The sequence below is a fragment of the Burkholderia sp. DN3021 genome (genome assembly GCF_049805555.1).
Classification (GTDB): Bacteria; Pseudomonadota; Gammaproteobacteria; order Burkholderiales; family Burkholderiaceae; genus Burkholderia; species Burkholderia pyrrocinia_C.
Genome location: NZ_JBNCAB010000007.1, coordinates 24155 through 46267 on the forward strand (window position 1 = coordinate 24155; position 22113 = coordinate 46267).

At 65.4% G+C, this 22113-nt stretch carries 21 protein-coding genes; 7 read left to right on the forward strand and 14 right to left on the reverse strand.

The window, feature by feature from the left end; genetic code table 11:
- Positions 1–49: 49 nt before the first annotated feature.
- Together ACPUER_RS05990 and ACPUER_RS05995 are read right to left on the reverse strand one after the other, a co-directional pair.
- Entirely contained in the window at positions 50–1081 is a 1032-nt protein-coding gene (locus tag ACPUER_RS05990) for a ParB/RepB/Spo0J family partition protein (RefSeq protein ID WP_347063937.1), read from the reverse strand.
- Positions 1074–1769, reverse strand: a complete 696-nt coding sequence (locus ACPUER_RS05995; protein ID WP_006759638.1) for a ParA family protein — start codon at positions 1767–1769, stop codon at positions 1074–1076. The genes ACPUER_RS05990 and ACPUER_RS05995 overlap by 8 nt, the downstream gene beginning before the upstream one ends.
- 1409 nt (positions 1770–3178) lie before the next feature.
- On the opposite strand from ACPUER_RS05995, the gene ACPUER_RS06000 reads away from it, so the two are divergent.
- Positions 3179–3343 carry a hypothetical protein gene (locus tag ACPUER_RS06000; RefSeq protein ID WP_425130604.1) on the forward strand — a complete coding sequence of 55 codons (165 nt, stop codon included), beginning with the start codon at positions 3179–3181 and terminating at the stop codon, positions 3341–3343.
- A 461-nt stretch (positions 3344–3804) separates the two neighbouring features.
- Here ACPUER_RS06000 and ACPUER_RS06005 read toward each other — a convergent pair whose 3' ends face one another.
- Positions 3805–4932 carry an MBL fold metallo-hydrolase gene (locus ACPUER_RS06005; protein ID WP_425130605.1) on the reverse strand — a complete coding sequence of 376 codons (1128 nt, stop codon included), beginning with the start codon at positions 4930–4932 and terminating at the stop codon, positions 3805–3807.
- An 83-nt stretch (positions 4933–5015) separates the two neighbouring features.
- On the opposite strand from ACPUER_RS06005, the gene ACPUER_RS06010 reads away from it, so the two are divergent.
- Positions 5016–5669 carry a TetR/AcrR family transcriptional regulator gene (locus ACPUER_RS06010; RefSeq protein ID WP_425130606.1) on the forward strand — a complete coding sequence of 218 codons (654 nt, stop codon included), beginning with the start codon at positions 5016–5018 and terminating at the stop codon, positions 5667–5669.
- 198 nt (positions 5670–5867) lie between these two features.
- Positions 5868–6359 carry a flavodoxin family protein gene (locus ACPUER_RS06015; RefSeq protein ID WP_175963960.1) on the forward strand — a complete coding sequence of 164 codons (492 nt, stop codon included), beginning with the start codon at positions 5868–5870 and terminating at the stop codon, positions 6357–6359.
- A 99-nt stretch (positions 6360–6458) separates the two neighbouring features.
- On the opposite strand, the gene ACPUER_RS06020 is transcribed toward ACPUER_RS06015, so the two are convergent.
- Positions 6459–7043 carry a DUF2889 domain-containing protein gene (locus tag ACPUER_RS06020; RefSeq protein ID WP_425130607.1) on the reverse strand — a complete coding sequence of 195 codons (585 nt, stop codon included), beginning with the start codon at positions 7041–7043 and terminating at the stop codon, positions 6459–6461.
- A gap of 764 nt (positions 7044–7807) precedes the next feature.
- Here ACPUER_RS06020 and ACPUER_RS06025 point away from each other — a divergent pair.
- Entirely contained in the window at positions 7808–8470 is a 663-nt protein-coding gene (locus ACPUER_RS06025) for a ProQ/FinO family protein (RefSeq protein ID WP_175963980.1), read from the forward strand.
- 501 nt (positions 8471–8971) lie between these two features.
- Positions 8972–10033 carry an EamA family transporter gene (locus ACPUER_RS06030; protein WP_425130608.1) on the forward strand — a complete coding sequence of 354 codons (1062 nt, stop codon included), beginning with the start codon at positions 8972–8974 and terminating at the stop codon, positions 10031–10033.
- A gap of 150 nt (positions 10034–10183) precedes the next feature.
- On the opposite strand, the gene ACPUER_RS06035 is transcribed toward ACPUER_RS06030, so the two are convergent.
- The 8 genes from ACPUER_RS06035 to ACPUER_RS06070 all read right to left on the reverse strand — a co-directional run bounded on the left by ACPUER_RS06035 (position 10184) and on the right by ACPUER_RS06070 (position 17214).
- Complete coding sequence (locus tag ACPUER_RS06035) at positions 10184–10531, reverse strand: bleomycin resistance protein (protein WP_425130609.1); 348 nt, start codon at positions 10529–10531, stop codon at positions 10184–10186.
- 59 nt (positions 10532–10590) lie between these two features.
- Positions 10591–11193, reverse strand: a complete 603-nt coding sequence (locus ACPUER_RS06040; RefSeq protein ID WP_425130610.1) for a nitrogen fixation protein NifQ — start codon at positions 11191–11193, stop codon at positions 10591–10593.
- An 84-nt stretch (positions 11194–11277) separates the two neighbouring features.
- Positions 11278–11703 carry a TOBE domain-containing protein gene (locus ACPUER_RS06045; RefSeq protein ID WP_175963955.1) on the reverse strand — a complete coding sequence of 142 codons (426 nt, stop codon included), beginning with the start codon at positions 11701–11703 and terminating at the stop codon, positions 11278–11280.
- 189 nt (positions 11704–11892) lie between these two features.
- On the reverse strand, positions 11893–13392 hold the full coding sequence (locus ACPUER_RS06050) for an efflux transporter outer membrane subunit (RefSeq protein ID WP_425130611.1): 1500 nt from the start codon (positions 13390–13392) through the stop codon (positions 11893–11895).
- Entirely contained in the window at positions 13389–14366 is a 978-nt protein-coding gene (locus ACPUER_RS06055) for an efflux RND transporter periplasmic adaptor subunit (RefSeq protein WP_425130612.1), read from the reverse strand. The genes ACPUER_RS06050 and ACPUER_RS06055 overlap by 4 nt, the downstream gene beginning before the upstream one ends.
- 1 nt (position 14367) lies before the next feature.
- Complete coding sequence (locus ACPUER_RS06060) at positions 14368–14580, reverse strand: DUF1656 domain-containing protein (RefSeq protein ID WP_175963952.1); 213 nt, start codon at positions 14578–14580, stop codon at positions 14368–14370.
- Positions 14581–14614: 34 nt separating this feature from the next.
- Complete coding sequence (locus ACPUER_RS06065) at positions 14615–16738, reverse strand: FUSC family protein (RefSeq protein WP_175963951.1); 2124 nt, start codon at positions 16736–16738, stop codon at positions 14615–14617.
- Positions 16735–17214, reverse strand: a complete 480-nt coding sequence (locus ACPUER_RS06070) for a MarR family winged helix-turn-helix transcriptional regulator (protein ID WP_175963950.1) — start codon at positions 17212–17214, stop codon at positions 16735–16737. The genes ACPUER_RS06065 and ACPUER_RS06070 overlap by 4 nt, the downstream gene beginning before the upstream one ends.
- 319 nt (positions 17215–17533) lie before the next feature.
- On the opposite strand from ACPUER_RS06070, the gene ACPUER_RS06075 reads away from it, so the two are divergent.
- On the forward strand, positions 17534–18394 hold the full coding sequence (locus ACPUER_RS06075) for an FAS1-like dehydratase domain-containing protein (RefSeq protein ID WP_425130613.1): 861 nt from the start codon (positions 17534–17536) through the stop codon (positions 18392–18394).
- Between the two features lie 101 nt (positions 18395–18495).
- On the opposite strand, the gene ACPUER_RS06080 is transcribed toward ACPUER_RS06075, so the two are convergent.
- Complete coding sequence (locus tag ACPUER_RS06080) at positions 18496–19428, reverse strand: MBL fold metallo-hydrolase (protein WP_425130614.1); 933 nt, start codon at positions 19426–19428, stop codon at positions 18496–18498.
- A 372-nt stretch (positions 19429–19800) separates the two neighbouring features.
- On the opposite strand from ACPUER_RS06080, the gene ACPUER_RS06085 reads away from it, so the two are divergent.
- The gene (locus tag ACPUER_RS06085; RefSeq protein WP_175963947.1) at positions 19801–20088 is read left to right on the forward strand and encodes a DUF1330 domain-containing protein; all 288 of its coding nucleotides are present in this window, start codon (positions 19801–19803) and stop codon (positions 20086–20088) included.
- 178 nt (positions 20089–20266) lie between these two features.
- On the opposite strand, the gene ACPUER_RS06090 is transcribed toward ACPUER_RS06085, so the two are convergent.
- On the reverse strand, positions 20267–21967 hold the full coding sequence (locus ACPUER_RS06090) for a dihydroxyacetone kinase family protein (protein WP_425130615.1): 1701 nt from the start codon (positions 21965–21967) through the stop codon (positions 20267–20269).
- Between the last annotated feature and the right edge of the window lie 146 nt (positions 21968–22113).

Genomic DNA, 22113 nt, shown 5'->3' on the forward strand with positions numbered 1-22113 from the left:
GTCCGGTTTCGCGGCGCAACGCGGATGCGAGGCCTTTTGCTTGGGCGCGTTACTTTTGCGTGGCGGCTGCCAGCTCGGCGACGTAGGCGTCGATAACGGTCTTGAGCCTGTCGGCGAGCGCTTCCTGATGGGACGTGTCGACGCCCTTGAGCTGCAGGTCCAGACGCCCGTCCGGGTAGGTCTTCAACTGGCCGATCGCTTGCGATTCGAGCGCGAAGTCGTGACGAACGCTGTAGCGCGTGCGTCCCGCTTTCTTGTTGTCGTCACTCTGCGCACGCAGGAAATTCTCGAGATCGCGGACCGATTTCTTCCGGTCGATCACGGCCGTGAGCAGCCGGTCGGCCGTCGGTTCGCCCAGGCGCTCGAAGATCAGCTTCAGGAAGTACGCTGCCTGCAGGCCGACCACGTCGTTCGCGCTGGCCATCCGCTCCAGCAGCGTGTTGGGCAGTGCGTTGAGCGACAGCGTCTTGCTGATCGATGCCTTGTCCTTGCCGATCTTCTCCGCGAGCGTGTTCTGGTCCTGAAAGACCTTCTCGTCGAGGAGACGCTTCCATGCGACCGCATCGTCGAAGATCGTCTGGCGTTCGTGATCGTGGTTCGCCCGATACGCGATCGTATAGAGCTGCTCGGGCGTGTGGTCCGTGCGGAACGTGGCGTTGATGGTTTCGTCGCCGTTGATGCTCGTCGCGCGCAGCCGGCGTTGCCCGTCGATCACGACGAGCTTGCCGGGAAACTCCGGGAGCCGCGTGACCTTGATCGGCTCGATCTGCCCTTCCCGTTTCAATGTCAGCGCGAGCTCGTGCAGGCTCGACTCCGAATAGAACACGCGCGGGTTGAACGGGTTCGGGATGCAGTCCTTGACCAGTACCTTCTGCGGCGCGCCAAGATCCGGTGTGCCGGCGGGTGCGACCGCGGCCGGGGGCACGGCGGCGGGCGTCGCGTCGACGACGTTCGGTGCAGCCGGCGGCTCGGGCAAGCGGGTTTCCAGTGCAGCGTTTTCCTGCGCGAGCCCGCGCAACAGGCCGGCCGCGAGATGCAGGTTGCCGGTCGGCTTCTTGTCTTTCGATGTGTCCTTAGCCATGGGCGGCTCCGGTAGCGCGCGTCGACGCGATGTATTGGGCCATTTCCGTGACCAGCCTTTCGATTTCCGCGCGGGCTTCCTTCAGCCCCTTCAGGTATCGATTGTGATGATGGATCGTGGTGCCGAGTGCGAACGTCTGACGGTAGACCTCGCGTTGCGCGATCTGGCTGTCGAGCAAATGCTCCCCTATTTCTTCAGCTCTTAGAATTTTTAAAATTTCTTCACGCATTTTAGTTTTTCCATTAACACTATTCAGCATTAATGCGGAAGAAAGATTCGGGTTACGAACGGCTCGCATCGACTCGATCATGCGAATCATCGCGACGGTGCTGTACAGGTCCGCCGGCGACGGTGACAGCGGCACGAGGCAGAAGTCGGCGACTTCGAGCACGGACGCGATGCGCGGATCTTCGAGGTTGCCCGGACAGTCGACGACGATCACGTCGAAGTTTGCGTCCTGCTTCTTGATTTCGCCGCCGATGCCGCGACCGGCGGGGGCCAGCGAAAGGACCGTCATCGGCAAGGTGTTCTCACCGCTCGTCACCCACCGAACGGAAGTGCCTTGAGGGTCGGCATCGATCAACGCGACCTTGTTGCCACCGGCCTCGAACGCAGCCGCGATGTTGACGGAGATGGTTGTCTTTCCAGTACCACCTTTTTGATTACTGACGGCGATCTTGAAAGCCATTAAATTCCTCCAAGGAGTTTTGCGTAATATATTCAGTTGTTATCGAAATGTCCAGAAAAGTGTTCGGCTTGATGCATGTCTTGGAGATCGTTGTTGTTGTCACGTGACAAGTAGGTCGAACGGCTAACGAACCAATCGTGAATGCTGATCAAGTAAAAATAAAATTGTCGATTACGGTCACGAAGAATGCGCAAAGGGTTGAAGGAAATTCGACTGTCATTGGCGTCGGTGATGAAACTCGATCGCAGAGACTTGTGGAATGGCAGCGCCTTTGGCGCTAACAGAGCCCCTTGCGAATCTGATTGACCGGTTCACGGATGTCGTCGAGGGGCGTCGTTGTCACGTGACAAGTCGCCGGGAACTGGTCGCAGTCGGTGTTGCGTGTCGACAGGAAGAGCTTGATTCGATTGGGATGTGGATTTCGGTTATGCCAATCAACGCTCGATAGTAAGCGTAAGCCAGTGGCTGGTTCAATTGCTTGCCTGGGGGAGTTGTCACGTGACAAGCAACTAGGCTGTAACGCAGCGGCGTTGTAATTTCTCGATAACGGTTACGATCGGTCAAATTTAGATGCGTTAAGCGGATCAAAGCGGAGCGAATTTATAGATAGTTTCTGCCGCTGCGTTCAGTTGGTATATGTTCTGTCCGAGAAGTTGTCACGTGACAACAAAGGCAGCCCGAGCATCATAGAAAACGGCAGGACGATCGTCGCAGTCGTCAGAGGCAAGTGTCTTCGCCGATGATCGAGGCGGTATTCGTCCCGGCCGTCAGGACCGACGGCGGCGATGCCCGACATTCTCGTGGTGGCTGAATGCCATGATCGCTTGGTGAGTCGCACTCAAGGGCAGACGATTATTAACGCATCGTGATGCGACCCCATTTAATGATATGGCTATCGCCGACGTGGTGCGTGCATAGTCCGGCAGGGGAGGGGTGCGAGGCTTCGCTGCATCTTCCAGCGCCACAACCGGCGCAATTCCGTATCCCGCATTCCATATCTATTAGCAGTCTGACAACGGTCGGCACAGGGGTGAGGGCAAATCCCTACGCCAAAGGTCGCCTGCCGGTCCAACCAAGTCGAATCGTGAAACATTCGAAAAAAGTGGGGCGCCGCCGGAAATCCTTATCCAGCAATGGTTTGCGCCATATTCTTCATGTTGTTTCACGCAAAACACGCCTGATTCTCCTTGGAATTGGGGGCGTATGAATTTTTCATGGGCTACTGACGTCATCCAGGAGTTGAGTGGTGAATTATGTTGTAATTGATACGTGATTGGTGGTATTTGATACATTTCGCGCCGAATGCTATCGTAGACAACGTCCAGTGAGTGTTGGTCCGGTGCATGACGATCGCTCGTCGAGTCACTGATCTGATGTCCAGCGCGCTAACATTCAACGCGAGTTGTCACGTGACAACGCTTTTCACCGATCGCGCGATACTACAAAGGGTTGTGGAATTCTTAGGGTCGACCGACGGCTCATTTGCCGTTGCAAATCGGTTGAACAGCAAGGTCACATCTATTCTTCTGCAGGCTCATGTCGGTGAGCTGGTGGAAGTAATGATGGAAGATTGAGCCGCCTATCTAAACTTGCGTGCGAACCCATCGACTCGTGACGCCCTGTCGAACATAAGGCGGTTGAACTGGTCGAGATAAGGTCAGCGCCCACGAATTACCCGATTCTTGCCCAGAACGACGAGGCCGAAGCCGCGGGCAACCATGCAGCCTATCGGATGTGTAGGTGCTTTCCTTCGATGGAAACGTAGATTCGAAAGGGGCAGCAGCTAGGCGCTCGCCGGTTTCGTGCGAATTTGCAGATGCGATCCGCCGGCGTTTGCCGAAGCCTGCTGTCGCGGTCGGTCAACCGGTGCCCCGTATTGTTGAATGAAGCTATCGGGCGGCGCCGCGTGCATCATTTCCGATTCAGGTGATCGTATCGGCAGACAAGCCGCCAACGAACAACTGCCCCGAAAACGCGATGGCCGGAAACGCGGCACCGCCGCGCTTCCGCACGAAAGACGTAATGACAGGCGAACCTATTTCGTCGCTTGCGACGCGCAAAATTGCCACCTGCGCGATTTCGTTGCTGCCGCCGCGTTCGCGTGCTCGTCTACCGTGCGCCACCACCGCTCGCCTCGATGCGGCTCGTCGAGATCAAGGCGCTCGCCCATTCTGGGCGTGGACAACTCGATGCCGCGCACGATCGACAACGCCGTTACTCGCTCGAACGGCTCGTGCCAGCGATGCATCGCGAGATCGAACGTACCGTTGTGGATCGGGATCAGACAGCGTCCGCGCAAATCGATATGCGCCTGAACGGTTTCTTCCGGTTGCATGTGCACGTACGGCCATTGCGCATCGTATGCGCCCGTTTCGATCAGCGTCACGTCGAACGGCCCGAGGCGCTCGCCGATCGTACGGAACCCGTCGAAGTAGCCCGTATCGCCGCTGAAAAACACGCGCAGGTCGTCGTCGACGATGACCCACGACGCCCACAGCGTGCTGTTGCCGTCGAACAGGCTGCGCCCGGAGAAGTGTTGCGCGGGTGTTGCGGTCAGCGTCAGGCCGGCCACGTCGACGCTCTGCCACCAGTCGAGCTGACGGACCTTCTTCGCGTCGATGCCCCATTCGATCAGACGGTCGCCGACGCCCAGCGTTGTCACGAACACGCCGGTGGTGGCCGCGAGCGCGAGCACCGTATCGCGGTCAAGGTGATCGTAGTGATCGTGCGACAGGATCACACCGCGTAGCGGCGGAAGATCTGCAAGCGCTATCGGCGGCGCATGGAAGCGCTTGGGGCCAACATTCCGAAACGGTGATGCACGCTCGGCAAACACGGGATCGGTCAGCCAGAATTCTCCACGCAACTTGAGCAGCAGCGTCGAATGGCCAAGCCGGTACAGGCTGCGATCGGGCGCCGCGTCGAGCTGTGCACGGGTCAGCAAATCGACGGGCAGTGCGCCAGCCGGCACGGTATTGTGCGGCTTGTTGAACAGCATGTTCCAGGCAATCCCGAGCGTCTTGCCGATACCTTCGGCAGGACGCGGCGCGACATTGCTGAAGCGCTCGCCATTGTGCTGCGGCGAACCGCCGGACAGCGCGCGTCCGCGCCTGGCGGCTGCAAAACCCAGAATGCGGTGAATCAAAACAAGAGGCGATGCCATGTCGGTTCGTCCGAGGATAAAAGTACACTAAGCAGTGTAATTTATTTCTGAGATAAGTAAACTGCCCGGTGTAAAATTTCGGTATGGATACCAGCACTCTCCCTCAACGCCTGACCGATCGAAAGCGTGCGGCCATCATCGACGCGGCGATCGAGGAATTTCTCGCTGCAGGCTACGATGCAACCAGCATGGATCGCATCGCTGCGCGCGCGGACGTGTCGAAGCGTACGGTCTACAACCACTTTCCCGGCAAGGAAACGTTGTTCGCCGCGATCCTGCACAAGCTGTGGGATGCGACCCAAACCGGTAGCTCACCGACTTATCGCACCGACGTGCCGCTGCGCGAGCAGCTGCTCGCCTTGCTGGAGCGCAAATTGCGCCTGCTGAACGACGATGCGTTTCTCGCACTTGCGCGCGTCGCGATCGGCGCGGCCATCCATTCGCCGGAGCGTGCGCGCGACATGGTCGAACGCCTCGGCGAGCGCGAGGAAGACCTGACGGTCTGGGTGCGTGCGGCAGCGTTGGCCGGCCGCCTGTCGGTCACCGATCCGGGGTTTGCCGCGCATCAGTTGCATGGTGTCGTGAAGGCATTTGCATTCTGGCCGCAGGTGACGATGGGCCAGCCGCCGCTCACGGCGCCGGAGCAACAGAAAGTCGCGGAATCGGCCGCCGATATGTTTCTCGCGTACTACGCGCGTCCGGACGACGGCGACGCATTACGCGTCGCGCCGGATTGACCGCACATCAGGAAGATCATGCGCGAATCGAAGTCGATGTCATGCACGCGATCGATGCACGCTTGGCATCGCTGAGCCGGCAAACCGACTGATCCGCAAGAGCGAACGCACAACCGCCCCCACACACGTGATGACTGGCCATCCAACGGAAACCGGCGATACGCCGACCCACCTGAAGCCTGACACGAGCGACTACGAATGAAGACGCTGTTGATCGTCTATCACACGATGACCGGAGGCACGCAACAGATGGCCGAAGCGGCGGCCGACGCGGCGCGCGAGCAACCCGGTGTCGATGTCAGGCTGCAGCGCGCGGACGCGACGAGCGCAGACGATGTGCTGGCCGCCGACGCATACCTGTTTGCGACGCCCGAGAATCTTGCGTCGATGTCCGGGCTGATGAAGGACTTTTTCGATCGCTGCTACTACGCGGCGCTCGATCGCGTGAACGGCCGTCCATACGCGGCAATGATCTGCGCGGGAAGCGATGGGCAGAACGCGCTGCGCCAGATCGACCGGATCGCGACCGGATGGCGATTGAAGAGCGTGGCGCCCGGCCTGATCGTCTGTACTCACGCGCAGACGCCTGAGCGCATCCTCGCGCCGAAGACGATCGACGACGATGATCGTGCGCGCTGCGCCGAACTTGGCGCGGGCCTTGCCGCCGGACTCGCACTGGGCGTCTTCTGATTTCGGACCGGCAGCATTCGCGCTGGTCCGCGCAGACAACGCACGCATCCATGTGCGTCACCGATCCTGCAGACGCCGAACCGGCCGAATGCCGGGATCTTAGCTGCCTTTTGCCGTCGGCTCAGGCCGGTGGTATTCGGGCCAAAGACGTTTCACGAGATCGCGCGACGCGCCATACGCATGGCAACTGTCGATCTTGAGCGGCTTGCCTTCGCGGTCGCGGGCGTCGAGCGACGACCGCCGCATACCGACCATCGTTTGATAGGCCGTGGTTGCAACCGGGCCGAGCAATTCCTTCAGATGCGTGCACGTATCGCAGGACGGCAGACGCTTGCGGATCTCGCTGTTCCAGCCGGCACCGATGCTCAGTCCGACGAGCGCCTGCAGCGAGTCGCCGCCGCCGGGACACTGCGCATACGGATGCGACCGGATGAAGGTGGATACGGCGCGTACGACCATGTCGGCGTCGAAGACCAGCGTCACGCCGAGATCGTGGATCGGAGACAGCGCAGCGACCGTCCGCGTGCCGCCCGGTGGCGTGAAATCGCTGGTCTTGCGGTCCGCGAGGCAGGCCGTCACTTCGAACAGGCCGTCGCTGCGCCGATAGCCGCGCATGTCGATCTGCCGATGGTGAATCTCCTCGCGCGTGATGCCGTCGTGCGGGATGTCGTGTGGGAGAACCATGTATCCGCTCCGCTTCGTACAACCGGTTCTTTAGCAGGCAAGAGGGATGCTGCCGGCCGACCGGGGCGACGCAAAACGGGCCAAGGTACGCTGCCGACGACGTTGACCCGGCCATACTACGCATGTTCCGGTATCTTCGTACGCCACACGATCGATGCGGACGCAACGAGTCGTGTACGGGTCCGGTGCAATCGATGGGCGTACCGGGATGTCACGACAGGCTGCGTCGATCCATCGTCATGTGCGTCCCGTTGTCGCGATCGCCGATTCGCATGCAGCCGACGGGGCGCCGTCCGCGATCCGGAATCGTCGCCGTGGCCGGCGATGCGCCCGCGCGGCACGATCTTTTTCGGCTCCGCAACGCGCAACACGCAACACCACGCGCCGGGTATCGATCAGCGGACGCCGTCGGGCCGACCGTTTCGCTCACAACTGGCCCGATTTTCGATGACGGTTGTGAACGACGTGACTTCCGGAAACGTATACATATAATGCGCAACGCGGCCGCGCGGACGCATTTTCCGCACGCTGGATCGGGCAAATGCAGACCGGCGAGTCAGCCGGCCGTCGCGCGTACCGGTATACTTCCCTCCTGCCTTGTCCGGCATCGTGGCCGGGTGCCTGAAAACAGAGTGGCGTGCGCGATGCGGCCCCGTAGTGTTCCGCATCGGCGGCAGACGGGTCGCACGCGTGGCGGCGAAGCTTTTTGCGCCGCGCGGAATGGCCGCACGAACCACACCTTATATTCCTGGTGGATTGAATTTATGGGTTTTGAACAACTTGCCGAATTGCGGGCGCAGCTCGCAGCGAAGGCCAAGCAGGAGCGCAACGCGAAGCGACCTGCGGCGCCGACGGACGCCGGCGCGAAGCCGAAGTCCGGCGACCAGCCGGCCCGCGGGGCCAAACCGGGTGCCGGCTCCAAAGCGCAGCACCGCGCGAAGCCCGCTTCGGCGAAGCCGTCGGCGCCGGTCGATCCGGTCATCGTTGCGATCGGCAAACTGCAGCGGAAGTTTCCGCGCGCGTTCCCGAAGAATCCGGCCCCCAAAGTACCGCTCAAGGTCGGCATCTGGGACGACCTCGCACGCGAGGCTCAGGCCGTGGGCCTCAACGAAGCCGAACTGCGTGAAGCGATGTCGACGTGGTGCCGCGGCAACCGCTACTGGTCGTGCCTTGTCGAAGACGCGGTGCGGGTCGATCTGCAGGGCAACGAAGCAGGGCGCGTGACGCATGACGACGCCGCGCGGGCGCGTCGGCTGAAGGCACGCCGTCCCGGCAAGGGTGCGGCGCAATCGTCCAAGGGCGCGCAGCAGCAGCCGAAGGCCGAGCAGCAGGCCGAGGCCGCCGCAGCAGCGCCGGAACCGGCGAACGCGGAAGCTCAGACCGACGTTGCGCAGCAGATCGAGCAGCAAACGGCCGGAAACGAGTAACACGCACCGCGTCGCCGTCGACTGTACGGCGCTCACCCGCATGCATGCCGCATGCGGCGAATCACACGACAGACTGACCTGCCTCGAAAGGGGCAGGTCAGGACTGCCTCCACCGGCGGTTGACTCGCCGGCACTCCCCCTGCGACATCAGACCGGCAACGCAACCGGACGAACAGATTCCGTCAATCGGCGCTACATCCGCGATGCTTCGACTTTGAAGTTTGCGCATGGATAGTACGCATGCCTGATTGCGATGGCACTTCAATCACATAATTCGGTTTCCTAAGATAGTGATATCGGGATCGTCGATCGGCATGTGAACGACTCTGTCCGGCCATCGTGACATGATGACGAGCGATAATCCCGGCTGGATCGTGACACCACGCGCAGGTTGTTCAGCGCGATGCGGCTTGCACTTCGAAAGGTGCGGGAGGCTTGCTCCGACACGAGCCGACCCGAAGCCACGGCCACCGTTTTTTTTACGTCAATTCAAACCGGATCATGAACCAGAGACATTCCGCGATTCTCGTCGCGCTCACCGCGGCCGCGCTGTTCGGCGCAGCGACACCGCTCGCCAAGGCGCTGATCGGCGCAATGTCGCCGTTCATGGTCGCCGGCCTGTTCTATCTCGGCAGCGGCGTTGGGCTCGGCATCGGGATCCTGCTGCGCGGGTTGCACAACCGTTGTGCACCGGCCGCGGATGCCGCGCCGCTCCAGCGCGCCGACCTGCCCTGGCTGGCCGGCGCGATCGCGGCGGGCGGCGTGGCCGGCCCGGCGTTGCTGATGCTCGGGCTGTCGAGCACGCCGGCTGCGACGAGCGCGCTGCTGCTCAATCTCGAAGGCGTGCTGACGGCCATCATCGCGTGGGTCGTGTTTCGCGAGAACGTGGATGTGCAGGTGTTCCTCGGAATGGTCGCGATCGTCGCGGGCGGCGCGCTGCTGTCGTGGATACCGGGCCGGGCAGGCCTGCCGGTCGGCTCGCTGCTGATCGTCGGCGCATGCCTGTGCTGGGCGATCGACAACAACCTGACCCGCAAGGTCGCCGCGAACGACGCGATGGTCATCGCGTGCGTGAAAGGGCTGATCGCCGGGCCCGTGAACATCGGCATCGCGCTGGCGACCGGTGCAACGCTGCCCGCCGTACCGGTCACGGCCGCCGCGATGCTGACGGGGCTCGGCGGCTACGGGATCAGCCTCGTGCTGTTCGTCGTCGCGCTACGTCATCTCGGCAGCGCGCGTACGGGCGCATATTTTTCAATCGCGCCGCTGTTCGGCGTGGTGCTGTCGCTGCTGATCTGGCCCGCGCTGCCGCCCGCGACGTTCTGGATCGCCGCCGCGCTGATGGCGCTCGGCATCTGGCTGCATGTGCGCGAACGGCACGAACACACGCATGCGCACGAGCGGCTCGAGCATATTCACCGGCATCGGCACGACGAACATCACCAGCATACGCACGACTTTCCGTACGATGGCAACGAACCGCACACGCATCCGCATGTGCATCTGCCGATCACGCATAGTCACGCACATTTCCCGGACATTCATCACCGGCATCGGCATTGACTGCGTCGTAAGCGGTGAACGGCCCGACGCATACGATGCGCATCGCAAGGTGACCATTTATGGGGCATGCGTCGAATCGTGCGCCCGTGTATTTCCATCGTCGCTCGATCGCGGCAGCGACAGGGGGCGTGCCTAGTCTTCCGTCTGGATCTACCGGATCAGCGAACCGTCCGGATCGATCAGTGCGCCGACCGTGCCGCCCCACGCTTCGCGTGTCGGCCGGTGCGCACGCGGCCAGCCGGTCCGTTGCTCCGGAATGCCGGCTGCGAGCATGTCGTCGAAGAAGGCGCCGACATCCGCGAGCCGGAAACAGCAACTGAACCAGCTCGCGGCTGGATCGAGTTCGGGGTGCGGAAAGAATTCCAGCAACAGGTCACCGCGTTTGAGGATCATCCAGCCGTCGTCGCGCCACGTTTCGACGAACCCCAGTTTCTCGTAGAAGCGGGACGTGGTTTCGAAATCGCGCGACGGCAGGTTGGGGCTCGCAATGTCGGTCAAGGCGGTTTCTCCGGTTGGCGATGCGACGAAACGCGCGGGCAGCGCAGCCGCCGCGGCGGCTATCGCGCGTGAGGAAAGCAGAAGCCGAAATCTTCGCAGCCCGGGCATCCGGGGGCGGGCCCCGGTGGTATGCCGAGCGATGCAGCCACTTCCTGTGCGAGGAATTTTTTCCAGCGCAGGTGAGCGACGTTGCGCGCGGCGAGCACGGGGAAATAGCGATCGAGCATCGCCGATACCGCATCGCGTCCGTCGAGCCCGAGGTCGCGCCACAGATGATCGGGGCGCAGGCACGCATGCGCGATGATCGACGCCAGGCAGTCGGCGTCGTCGCGGGTCGCAGCGGGATTCGCGTCGTCCATCAGCCGCGCGTGCAGCGTCGCGACGAATGCCGCGTGGGTGGATGGCAGCAGCGCCATCGCCACCGTCGACACGAGTGCGGCGGCATCGGGGGAAGGCAGGCGCCGAAACTGGCGCGCAAGCAGGCCAGCCAGCTGCGCATGAGACAGGCCGAGAAGCCCGAGTTCGTTGCGGCGCGCGCGTGCCGCAACGAGGGCGCCGAACAGGCGTGCGTCGGGAGTGTCGGCGTTGGCCGCCGCGAGCAGCAGCGACTGCAACGCCCGTTCATGCGAGGACGGTTCGATGCGATCGTGTGCGGCGGTCATCGTGCGCACCTGCGTGACAGCCGGGCGACACGACCCGCGCGAATGCGCGGCGCAAACCGGATCGCGATTGCGCTCGTCATGTGATCACTCGACGCCGACGATCACGCTCGATGCCTTGAAGATCGCGGCCGCGGCCGTGCCGCTCGCGAGGCCGAGGCGATCGACGCTGTCGTTGGTGACGATCGCGACGATCTCGGCGCCGCCCGCGGCCTGGATCACGACTTCCGAATTGACCGCACCCGTCGCGACCGACGATACGGTGCCCGCGACGCAGTTGCGGGCCGACACCTTGCTGCTGTCGACGTCGACCATCACGATGACCGACGATGCCTTGACGAGCGCGAACGCCTGCGTGCCGGCCGCGAGGCCCAGCGAAGCCGCGCTGCCGTGAGTGATCACGGCGACGATGTCGAGGCCGTCCTGCGTGCGGAGCGTGATTTCGTCGTTGACGGCACCGGGCTTGACGGCGCTGATCTGGCCGGCGAAATGGTTGCGGGCGCTGGTTCGCATGATGACTCTCCGAGGGGATGCCGCTGCCGGAGCGGCAGCGGAAGATGAATGGAAGTGCATCGGGCAGTTTACCGTCAACGCGGGTGTCCGTCGTTCTCCGGATGCTATGGCGCGAATCAGGAAAACCCGTTTGCACACGGCGTTTCACGAAGCCGGCGCCATATACCGAGATCTATGACGCTGGGGCCATTACTCGTTCGCCGCGCGTGTCGAGGCGGCACGCGCGGCGGTGGGCCGGGCATCCCCCGCGTTCGCCGCGTTGTCGCTGTCCCATCCGCCGCCAAGCGCGAGGAACAGCCGCACCTGATCGGCGGCGACCTGCCCTTCGGCCGCCGCGACCTGTGCCTGCACGCTCGTCAGCGTGCGCGTCGCGTCGAGGTCGGAAAGGAACGACTCGCGGCCGGCCGCGTAGAGACGATGGGTTTCGTCGGCGGAATGGCGCGCCGATTCGTAGGCCGTGCGCAGCGCATCGGTGCGCTGCACGTCGGCGGCATAGGTCGCGAGGCTCGACTGCGTTTCGCGCAGCGCGTTCAGCACGACACCGTCGAAGTGCGCGAGCGCACCGCCCGTCGCAGCCTCGGCTTCGCGTACACGTGCACGTTGGCCGTTGACGGGGAATGACCAGCTGATCAGTGGTCCGAACGACCAGCGATTGGTCGTGGACGAAAACAGGTCGGCGGCGAGGCCGACCGAGCCGGCCGACGCGCCGATGCTGATCGACGGGTACAGCGCGGCGGTCGCCACGCCGATTCGCGCGGTTGCCGCGGCAAGCTGCCGCTCGGCTTCGCGAACGTCGGGGCGGCGGCGCAGCAGCGCGGCACCGTCGCCGATCGGAATCGGCTGGCGCAGCTTAGGCAGGCGTTCGCATTCGGCGACGGCCTTCGGCAGGTCGGCCGGCGAGCGCGCGAGCAGCGCGGCGAGCTGGTATTGCGCGACCTTGCGGCGGCCTTCGAAGCGCGGGATATCGGCGGCGAGCGTGCGCACCTGCGTCACGCCGCGCGTCACGTCGGTCTGGTTGCCGCGTCCGGCATCGCGCAGCCGCTGCGACAGCGCGACGCGCTGCTTCTGCAGCGCGAGCGACTGCTTCGCGATCGCCAGCTCGTCGCCGGCCGAGCACGATTCGACGTACGCCCGCACGACGTCGGCGACGACCGTGATGCGTGCCAGGTCGCCGGCCGCCCTGACTGCTTCGCTGTCCGCGCGCGCGGCTTCGACGCCGCGCCGCAGCTTGCCGAACAGGTCGATCTCGTACGACACGTTGAAACCGACCGCGCCTTCGTTGACGACCGGCAGCTTGTTTTCGAGCAGGTACTGTTCGGCCGATTCCTGTGCGCGTTGCACGGCTGCCTCCGCACCGCCCGAGAATCCGCCCTGTTCGTTCGCGACTTCCAGCGCCGCGCGCGAGCGCGCGAGGTTGGCAGCGGCGACGCGCAGGTCGGTGTTCGACTTCAGCGCGCTGCGCACGAGCTCGTCGAGCACGGGATCGTCGTATAGCTGCCACCAGTTACCGGGCACCGCATCACGCGATACGAGCATGCCGTTCGCGTCGTCGAGCGCGTGGTTCGCGAGCGGCGCATTCACGTACGCCTGCTGCGGCAGCGTGTAATCGGGGCCGACGGACTTGCACGCGCCGAGTGCGAGCGCGAGTGGCGCGAGTGCCGCCGCGAGGCGCAGACCGTGCCGTTTCATCGCGATGCTCCCGCCGTGCTTGCGGCCGCACCGGAAGCCGTCGATACCGGCGCGACTGCCGACGTCGCGCTGGCGGCAGCCGGCTTCGCGTTGTCGCGGCGGCGCGTGTCGGCTTCGCGCATCGAAACCGTCGCGGTGCGGCCCGCGATCATCCGGAAGTCGTCGGGCACCTCGTCGAGCACGACGCGCACCGGCACGCGCTGCGCCAGCCGCACCCAGCTGAATGCCGGGTTCACGTTCGGCAGCAGGTTCGCACCCTGCGTGCGGTCGCGGTCCTCGATCGCGGCGACGATGCTTTGCACGTGGCCGCGCAGCGCATGCGGCTCGCCCATCACGACGATGTCGACCGGCTGGCCGATATGAATGCCGCGAAGCTTGGTTTCCTCGAAGTAGCCGTCGACGCGGAACGAATTGCGGTCGACGACCGACAGCACCGCGCGGCCGGCCGGCACGTATTCGCCGACGCGCGGCGCGCGGTCGTTCAGGTAGCCGTCGACCGGGCTCACGATCGTCGTGCGCTGCAGGTTCAGTTTCGCGGTGTCGAGCGACACCTGCGCATCGGCGACGGCGGCCTCGCCCTGTTCGACGCGCGTGCGGCTTTCCTCGACCTGCTCGCTCGCGACGAGGTTGCCGAGCTGCAGGTTGCGCGCGTATTCGCGCTTCGCCTGGGCGAGCGTCGCGCGGCGCTGCGAGAGCGTCGCTTCGGCGAGCCGTTCCGCGAGCGTGTAGCGGGCCTGGTCGATCACGAACAGCACCTGGCCGCGCCTGACCTCCTGGTTGTCGGCGACCTGCACCGACGTGATGAGGCCCGACACGTCCGGCGCGACCTGGATCACGTCGGCGCGCACGTGCCCGTCGCGCGTCCACGGCGAGAACATGTAGTAGTTGATGATCCGCCACAGCACGAGGCCGGCCACGACGACGACGATCAGGGTGAGCAGGATTTGCCCTGCCGAGAGCCAGGATTTTTTCACGTTAGGTAGCCGCGAGATGGTGGGAAACGATCACGACGGCGGCAAACACGAACACGTAGATGCCGAGGTCGAAGATCGAACGGTGCCAGACGAGGCGGTAGAAGCCGACGCGCTCGAGCACCGCGCGCACGGCGATGTTGATCAGGTAGGCGATCAGCATCAGCACGAGCGGAGCCGGCACGAATACGCCGAAGATGTCGATTTCGCCGATCATGGTCGCGCTCGGAAGGACAGGTTGGAAAGCCGGATCATGCGCGTGCTCCGCCCGGTGCCTGCGGCGCTTGTGCGGCCGCGGCCGGATACAGCGACAGGCGCAGGCCGACGAGCGCGTGCAGCGTGTCGCGCAGCCGGCGATGCGTGGCGGGCGTGGCCGGCGCCGTGCCGCCGTCGGCCGGTGCGGTGCCCGGCAGGTTGCGGCCGGCCACGCGGTGCAGCGCATCGTCGATCGACGCGAGCAGCGCCGGCGGCGCGGGCTGGCGCGCGTTCGCGGCCGCGCAGCGCGTGTAGTGGTCGGTGACGCCGGCGAGCACGCGATCGATCGCGTCGGGCACGTCGCCCGACAGCCGGCGGCGCGAGCGGCGCAGGTCGAGCGCGTTCAGCGCGATGCGCAGGTCGCGGAAGCTTTCGATCGACGGGTGGCGGTGGTCGTCGGATGCGCCGAGACGCGGCAACAGTTGCGTGACGCGATCGAGCATCCGCGATGCGTGGTTGCGCTGGTCGTCGAGCGGCTGTGTCGATGCGGAGCGCACGACGTCCTCCCAGCCCGAGCGCAGCAGGCGCCGCACCGCGAGTTCCGCGCCGAACGGCCGCGTCGCGCGTGTCCACAGGTATGCGAACAACAGCCCGGCAACGCCGGCGAGATTGCTGTTCAGGAACACGAAGAAGTCGGCTTCGTATGCGCTCTGGATGCTGATGAAGGTGGCCGTATTCACCGCGACGAGCATCGTCACCATGTTGAACTGCGGGCGCGGCAGCAGCGTGCCGATCAGGATGAACGGGCCCGCGAACATCAGCACGAGCATCGCGAAGTCGTGCACGTGCGGCAGCACGACGAACAGGTACAGGCCCGCGAACACGACGCTCGCGGCCGTCGACAGGAAGAACTTGAACACCAGCGGCGCGGGCTCGTCGAGCGCGGCGAAGAAGCTGCACGACACGGCCACGAGCGTGACGGCGGCCGCGCCGTCGTGCCAGCCGGACGAGATCCACAGCCAGCACGCGAACACGATCGCGAGCACGACGGTCAGCGTGGAGAACAGCATCATCCCGCGATCGAAGAAGCGTTCGGTGCCGCCGAGCCGCCAGTGCCGGTAGCGCGGCTGCCAGACGCCTGACTCGTTCGCGATCAGCGCGCGCAGCGAGCGGCAGTCCTGCCAGATGTCGATGACCTGGCGCAGCCGCCACAGCGCATTCGACAGCAGCGCACCGTCCCAGCTCGTCAGCGCACTGTCGGCGGGCTGCAGCGCGGCGATGCGCTCGCGCAGGTTGTCCGCGACCGGATCGTGCGCCATGTCGCCGTCGGCGCCGGATTTCACGGCCGGCAGCGGTGCGTCGAACCACTTCGCGGCGTCGACCAGCAGCGCGTCGAGCGCGGGCGGGCGCACGTGCAGGTCGCGCATCAGCGCGATCAGCGGATCGGCGAGCGACGACATCAGCGGCAGGAACAACTGCATCCGGCCCGCGAGCGCCTGCGCGCGCGCGAGGATGCTCGGATGCGCATGGTCGTAACCCAACTGGCTCAGCAGGAATTCGAGGCCGGTGATCGTCGTCGCGAGGCGCTGCCGGCACGCGGACAGCGCCTTGCCGGCGATATGCCCGGACAGCGTCTCGCGACCGTAGAACGCGGCGTCCTTGAACCATGCGTCGGTGCGCTCGATCAGCGTCGGCGCGAGCCGGTTCGGGAACACGGCACTGCCGACCACGCTCGCGCACACGATGCCGAGCACGATTTCCTCGGTGCGCGCGATCGCGACGTCGAATACCGTGGACGGATCGGTCACGGTCGGCAGCGCGATCAGCGGCATCGTATAACCGGCGAGCATGAACACGTAGCTGCGCGCGGTGCGGTCGGAGATCGCGAGGTAGAGCAGCGTGCCGCACCACGTCGCGACGATGATGCTGAACAGGATCGGCGTTTCGACGAACGGCGGTACGAAGAAGATCGCGGCGGCCGCGCCGAGCGCGGTGCCGAGCGCGCGATACAGCGCCTTCGAGCGCGTCGCGCCGACGAACGGGTTCGACACGATGTAGACGCTCGCCATCGCCCAGTACGGGCGCGGCAGCTGGAAATACAGGCCGAGGTACAGCGCCAGCATCGACGCGGCGAACGTCTTGCCCGAGAACAGCCAGTCGCGAAGGCTCGGATAGGTCATGACGCGGAATCGGCGGCGTGGGGCGGGTGCGGCGTGGGCTGCGTCGCGTCGGACGCGTTGAAGGCGTTCAGCACGCGCAGCGTCGTTTCGAGATCGGCGCGCGTGACGCCCTTGAGCACCTGTGCGCGCAGCACGCGCAGGTCTTCCTCCATCTTCGCGGTGACCGCGCGACCGGCGGCCGTCAGCGAGATCGTTTTCGCGCGCCGGTCGTGCGGATCCTCGTCACGGCGCGCGAGGCCGGCCGCGCACAGCTGGTCGAGCAGGCGCACGAGCGACGGCCCTTCGATGCCGACGTGTTCGGCGAGCGTGCCCTGCCGTACGCCTTCGCCGAGGCGGCCGGCGATCAACAGCGGCGTCGCGCAGGCTTCGGACACGTTGTACGCGTTCAGCACGCCGTCGCTGGTACGGCGCCACTTGCGCGCGGACAGCACGAGCAGGCTGCTGACGGCGAGGCGGAGGTCGTGCAGATTGGTCATGGGCGAGATGATAGGGGCAAAAACATTCGATAGCAAACTATCGGTTTGTTGTCACCCGCGTGTCATGTCGCGCGTGGCCCTGCCGGCCCGTTTGAAGCAATTTAGGCGGCGTGCCGGCGACGGTCAAGCTGTAAGGTTGGTGTCCGGGAGCCGCATGCGGTCGCGCGGCGACTATATTGAATGGTCAGACGAGATCGGTCGGAAAGGGAAGGGCCGTGCATCAGGAAAATGCGGGGCAAGGGTTCGGGAAAGCCGACTTCGCGAAACGGCGCGCGGCGCGCATATTAGGAGCATTGCAATCGCATCGGAGACTTCGCACGTGTCGACCTCATCTTCCCAGCCAGCCGACGCGGCGTCGATCGACGCGTGGCTCGGCAAGACCGAAACGCTCGGCGACGACATCGCCGTGTTCCCGCTGAACGCGCTCGCGGCCACGCTCGACCGCCCGTCGCCCGGCGATGTCGTGCCGCCGCTGTGGCACTGGCTGTATTTCCTGCCCGTCGCGCCGCTGGCCGAGATCGGCCCCGACGGCCACCCGAAGCGCGGCGGTTTCCTGCCGCCCGTGCCGCTGCCGCGCCGCATGTGGGCCGGCGGCCGCCTGACGTTCCATGCGCCGCTGCGCGCGGGGCGTCGTGCGACGCGTGAATCGACGATCGCGAACATCGAGGACAAGACGGGCCGCAGCGGCCGGCTCGTGTTCGTGACGGTGCAGCACCGGATCGAGTGCGACGGCGCGCTGTGCGTCGAGGAAGAGCACGACATCGTCTATCGCGACGCGCCGCAGCCGGGCGCGAGCGCGCCGAAGCCGATCGCGGCGCCCGCGGGCGAAACGTGGTCGCGCATCGTCACCGCCGACGCCGTGATGCTGTTCCGCTATTCGGCGCTGACCTTCAACGGTCACCGCATCCACTACGACCGCAGCTATGCGACGCAGGAGGAAGGTTATCCGGGGCTCGTCGTGCACGGCCCGCTGATCGCGACGCTGCTCGTCGATCTCGTGCACCGCGAACGGCCCGACGCGACGCTCGCAAGCTTCGCGTTCCGCGCGGCGCGCCCGACCTTCGACGGGCAGCCGTTCACGCTGTGCGGCAAGCCGTCGGACGACAGTGGCACGATCGAGCTGTGGGCGAAGGATCAGGATGGCTGGTTGACGATGCAGGCTACCGCGACGCTCGCCTGACGCACCGGCTATCCGACGTTGCCGATGCCGCTGGCGTTGCGCATCCAGAGCGTGCTGCGCGTCAGCAGCTGGATGGCGGCGTCGCCGATCGTTGAGATCAATCAGTAGTCCCACAGAACCGGAACAAAGCGAAAGCCTTTGCCGTTTTTTGCAATGTGGCCGATGGACGGGAACGCGACATGTGCCGCGGCCAGCAGAGCGCCGGTTTCGGCGGCTTCGTCGAGCAGCGCGATACGCACGTCCACAGACGCTTCAGGATCGTGCTCGAAGCCATTTTGCCACTCGGGATTATCGAAGTTGACTTCGAAAATCGCGTCGCCTACGAACGTCAGCTTCTCGCCGTTCGATGCGACGTCCACGACGCAGTGCCCCGGCGTGTGCCCGCCCGTCACGCGCGCCGATACGCCCGCTGCGACTTCCACGGTCTGATCGAACTGCACGATGTTCTCGCCGTAGAGCTCCACGAACTTTGCAGCAGCCTTGCGGAGCGCGGGGGGCACCGTTTCAGGCATCACCGTCTTGCTGAAGTCCGGATTTTTCCAGAACGCCACTTCCGCGGCCGATACGTGAATGCGCACGTCCGGGCGCAGCTTGGCCTTGACGCCGTCGACGTTCAGCCCGCCGACGTGATCCATGTGCATATGCGTAATCACGATATCGGTGATGGTAGCCAAGTCGATGCCGGCCGATTCCAGGCGCATCACCGACTGCCCGGCGCGGGTGAAGTATTCGAAACCGTCGCCGACGCCCGAATCGATCAGGATCAGGCGATCGCCGCTGCGCACCAGCGCGATATTCAGCGCCCAGTCGAACATGTCGCGTTGCAGGAAACGACCATCGAACCATTCGTTGCGGTCCGCTTCGCTCACGTTGGTGGACATGGTGGAGGTCGGCAGCGGCAGCACGCCATCGCTGATCAGCACGACATCGACGTCGCCCACGCGCACGGCGTAGCGGGAAGGCACGAGTTCGCCCGACCCTTCTTTGCCAAGGTCGGCGATAACTGGCTGCACATTGCGGGTTGTCTGGCTCATCTTCGATAGTCCGGTTGATTAAATGGGGGTAAGCGCGTACTGCGCGCCGCGGTCCACGAGCGCGACCACCAATTCGGCGCGTTTCGTTTTGCTCGCTTTCCGACCGAGCGTGAGACAGATTGTAGTCAGGGGGTGCGAGCGCCAGTAGCATCGCGAATGCGTACACCATGTTGTCCGAATGGCGACAATCGACGACGGGCGGCCGCATTTCGACCTGTATTCGTCCTGTACGGCAAGCCGGAGCCGGTCGGGCTCGGACTTGGGCAGGCCGCGCCGTTTTTCGGCGAACACCTGTAAGCTGCGTGCAGGCCGCGTGCGGTTTGTCGAGCAGCGCGGCCGTCCCTTTCACGCATCGCATCAGGAGCACGCATCTTGGCCACCTATATTGTGTTTACACGGGAAAGCACGCAGGACCAGCACGAACTCGACGTCTACCAGAGCCAGGTCGGCGCGACGCTCGCCGGCCACCCGGTGAAGGTGCTCGCCGCCTACGGGCCGCAGGAAACGCTGGAGGGCGACGGCCCGGAAGGCGTCGTGATCGTCGAGTTTCCGTCGAAGGAAGCCGCGCACGCGTGGTACCACGGCCCCGAATACCAGACGGTCGTCCAGCACCGCTTCAAGGGCGCGCGCTATCGCGCGGTGCTGGTCGAAGGCGTCTGAGCGCGGCACCGCAGGTATTGCCCCCGACACGATGCATGGCAGGCGAAGATGCGCTGATTCCGGCGTGTCGGGGTCGAAGTCGATGGCGGTGAATCCGGCCGGCATCGCAATGGCAGCGCACATCGGCGCGCGGCGTGCAGCGATGCGCGACGATGCGTCGAAGCCGCGCCTTTCGCATTCACCCGACGTGCGCCTGCAACGCCCGCAACCAGTACGACACCGCAACCGCGCCGCCATCCGGCGTGCCGATCGCGCGTTCGCCGAGATAGCTCGCACGCCCCGCGCGCGGCGTCATGCGCGCCGTTTCCCGCGCGCCGTGTTCGGCGGCCTCGACGGCTGCCGCCCATGCGCTCGCGGGATCGCGATCGCTGTCGAGCGCTCGGTCGAACGCATCGGCAGCCGGCACCAGCGCATCGAGCATCGTCCGGTCGCCGGCGTGCGCGCCGCCGAGTTCGCTGATTGAATCCACCGCGTTTCGGAATGCCGCGGCCCAGTCGCGTGCCGAAGGCTCGGCGATATCGGCCAGCCGGCGCGACGCGCGCAGCAGCGCGGTCGCATAGAACGGTCCCGAACTGCCCGCAATGGCACGGCGCAACGCGGCGCCAAGCGCCGCGAGCGCACCGGCCGGCGTGCCGTACACGGCTTCGGGCAATTCGAGAATCGCCTGTGCGGCGCGCAGCATGCTCGCGCCGAGATCGCCGTCGCCGGCCGCCGCATCGAGGTCGGTCAGCGTCTGCTCGTGATCGATCAGCGTCTGCGCGACCGCGTGCAGCGCCGGCTGCAGGCGCGCGGCCCACGCGCGGCCGGCCGCGTCGAGCGGCGGCAGCGGTGCGTCGTGCGAGTCGGCCGCGGCCACGCGGATGTGCGTATTCACGGCGCCGCCGCCCGGCCATGCACGTGCCTGCGTCGGCGCGTCGAGCAGCGCCGCGCGTTCTTCGTTCAGCCGCAGCACCGAGATCGAGCAGCCGGGCATGTTCAGCGCCGACAGGAACGTGCCGGCCCACGCGCGCGCGACGACGATGCCGCGCCGGCTCAGGTTGTCGTACGCGGCGCGCAGCACGATCGCGAGTTCCATGTCCGGCGTCGCGCCGAGACCGTTGACGAACAGCGCGACGCGTTCGCCGCCGTCGAGCACGAGATCGGCGACGATGCTCGACAGCAACGTGTCGACCAGCGCGTCGGCGGGCAGCGGCGTGCGGCGTTCGACACCTTTCTCGCCGTGGATGCCGAGGCCGAGCTCGATTTCGTGATCGGCGAGGCTGAAGCCCGACTTGTCGGCGCCCGGGATCGTGCAGCCGTCGAGCGCGACGCCCATCGTGCCGAGTTCGGCCGCCGCGTCGCGCGCGATTCCCGCGACGCGGGCGAGCGGCAGCCCGCGCGCGGCGGCCGCGCCGGCGAGCTTGTGGATCAGCACGGTGCCGGCGATCCCGCGCCGCTGGCCGCGCTCGACACGGCCGCGCAGCGACACGTCGTCGGCGACGATGACGGTCTCGACCGGAATGCCTTCCGCCCGCGCGAGCTCGGCGGCGAGCCCGAAATTGAGCCGGTCGCCCGTGTAGTTCTTCACGATCAGCAGTGCGCCGTTCGGGCCGGCGCTCGCGCGGATCGCGGCGAGCACGGCGTCGGTGGACGGCGACGTGAACACTTCGCCGCACACGGCCGCGCTCAGCATCCCTTCGCCGACGTAGCCGCCGTGTGCGGGCTCGTGGCCGCTGCCGCCGCCGGAGAGGATCGCGACGGGCCGCTGCGACGGCTCGGGCAGCGGCTGGCGGACGAGCACGAGCTCGTCGCCGAGGATCGCGAGATGCGGCGACTGCCGCGCGATGCCTTCCAGCATTTCTCGCACGACATCGGACGGGCGGTTCACAAGCTTCTTCATGACGACGGTTCCTGACGGGTGAACGGGGCTCGGCCGGGCCCGCGCGGGCGCCGGACGGCTTTCGTGCAGCGGATGTTCGTGCGGGTGCCCTGTCGCAGGCAGGGTCGGCATCGCCGCCCGGATGCGGCGACGGGCGCGCGCTTCGC

Bases quoted from the DNA above. Each gene is read 5' to 3' on its own strand.
- ACPUER_RS06010 (WP_425130606.1), top strand. From the start codon at position 5,016: ATGGATACCAGCACTCTCCCTCAACGCCTGACCGATCGAAAGCGTGCG.
- ACPUER_RS06025 (WP_175963980.1), top strand. From the start codon at position 7,808: ATGGGTTTTGAACAACTTGCCGAATTGCGGGCGCAGCTCGCAGCGAAG.
- ACPUER_RS06080 (WP_425130614.1), bottom strand. From the start codon at position 19,428: ATGAGCCAGACAACCCGCAATGTGCAGCCAGTTATCGCCGACCTTGGC.
- ACPUER_RS06070 (WP_175963950.1), bottom strand. From the start codon at position 17,214: ATGACCAATCTGCACGACCTCCGCCTCGCCGTCAGCAGCCTGCTCGTG.
- ACPUER_RS06040 (WP_425130610.1), bottom strand. From the start codon at position 11,193: ATGACCGCCGCACACGATCGCATCGAACCGTCCTCGCATGAACGGGCG.
- ACPUER_RS06065 (WP_175963951.1), bottom strand. From the start codon at position 16,738: ATGACCTATCCGAGCCTTCGCGACTGGCTGTTCTCGGGCAAGACGTTC.
- ACPUER_RS06015 (WP_175963960.1), top strand. From the start codon at position 5,868: ATGAAGACGCTGTTGATCGTCTATCACACGATGACCGGAGGCACGCAA.
- ACPUER_RS06050 (WP_425130611.1), bottom strand. From the start codon at position 13,392: ATGAAACGGCACGGTCTGCGCCTCGCGGCGGCACTCGCGCCACTCGCG.
- ACPUER_RS06005 (WP_425130605.1), bottom strand. From the start codon at position 4,932: ATGGCATCGCCTCTTGTTTTGATTCACCGCATTCTGGGTTTTGCAGCC.
- ACPUER_RS05995 (WP_006759638.1), bottom strand. From the start codon at position 1,769: ATGGCTTTCAAGATCGCCGTCAGTAATCAAAAAGGTGGTACTGGAAAG.
- ACPUER_RS06030 (WP_425130608.1), top strand. From the start codon at position 8,972: ATGAACCAGAGACATTCCGCGATTCTCGTCGCGCTCACCGCGGCCGCG.
- ACPUER_RS06060 (WP_175963952.1), bottom strand. From the start codon at position 14,580: ATGATCGGCGAAATCGACATCTTCGGCGTATTCGTGCCGGCTCCGCTC.
- ACPUER_RS06020 (WP_425130607.1), bottom strand. From the start codon at position 7,043: ATGGTTCTCCCACACGACATCCCGCACGACGGCATCACGCGCGAGGAG.
- ACPUER_RS05990 (WP_347063937.1), bottom strand. From the start codon at position 1,081: ATGGCTAAGGACACATCGAAAGACAAGAAGCCGACCGGCAACCTGCAT.
- ACPUER_RS06045 (WP_175963955.1), bottom strand. From the start codon at position 11,703: ATGCGAACCAGCGCCCGCAACCATTTCGCCGGCCAGATCAGCGCCGTC.
- ACPUER_RS06090 (WP_425130615.1), bottom strand. From the start codon at position 21,967: ATGAAGAAGCTTGTGAACCGCCCGTCCGATGTCGTGCGAGAAATGCTG.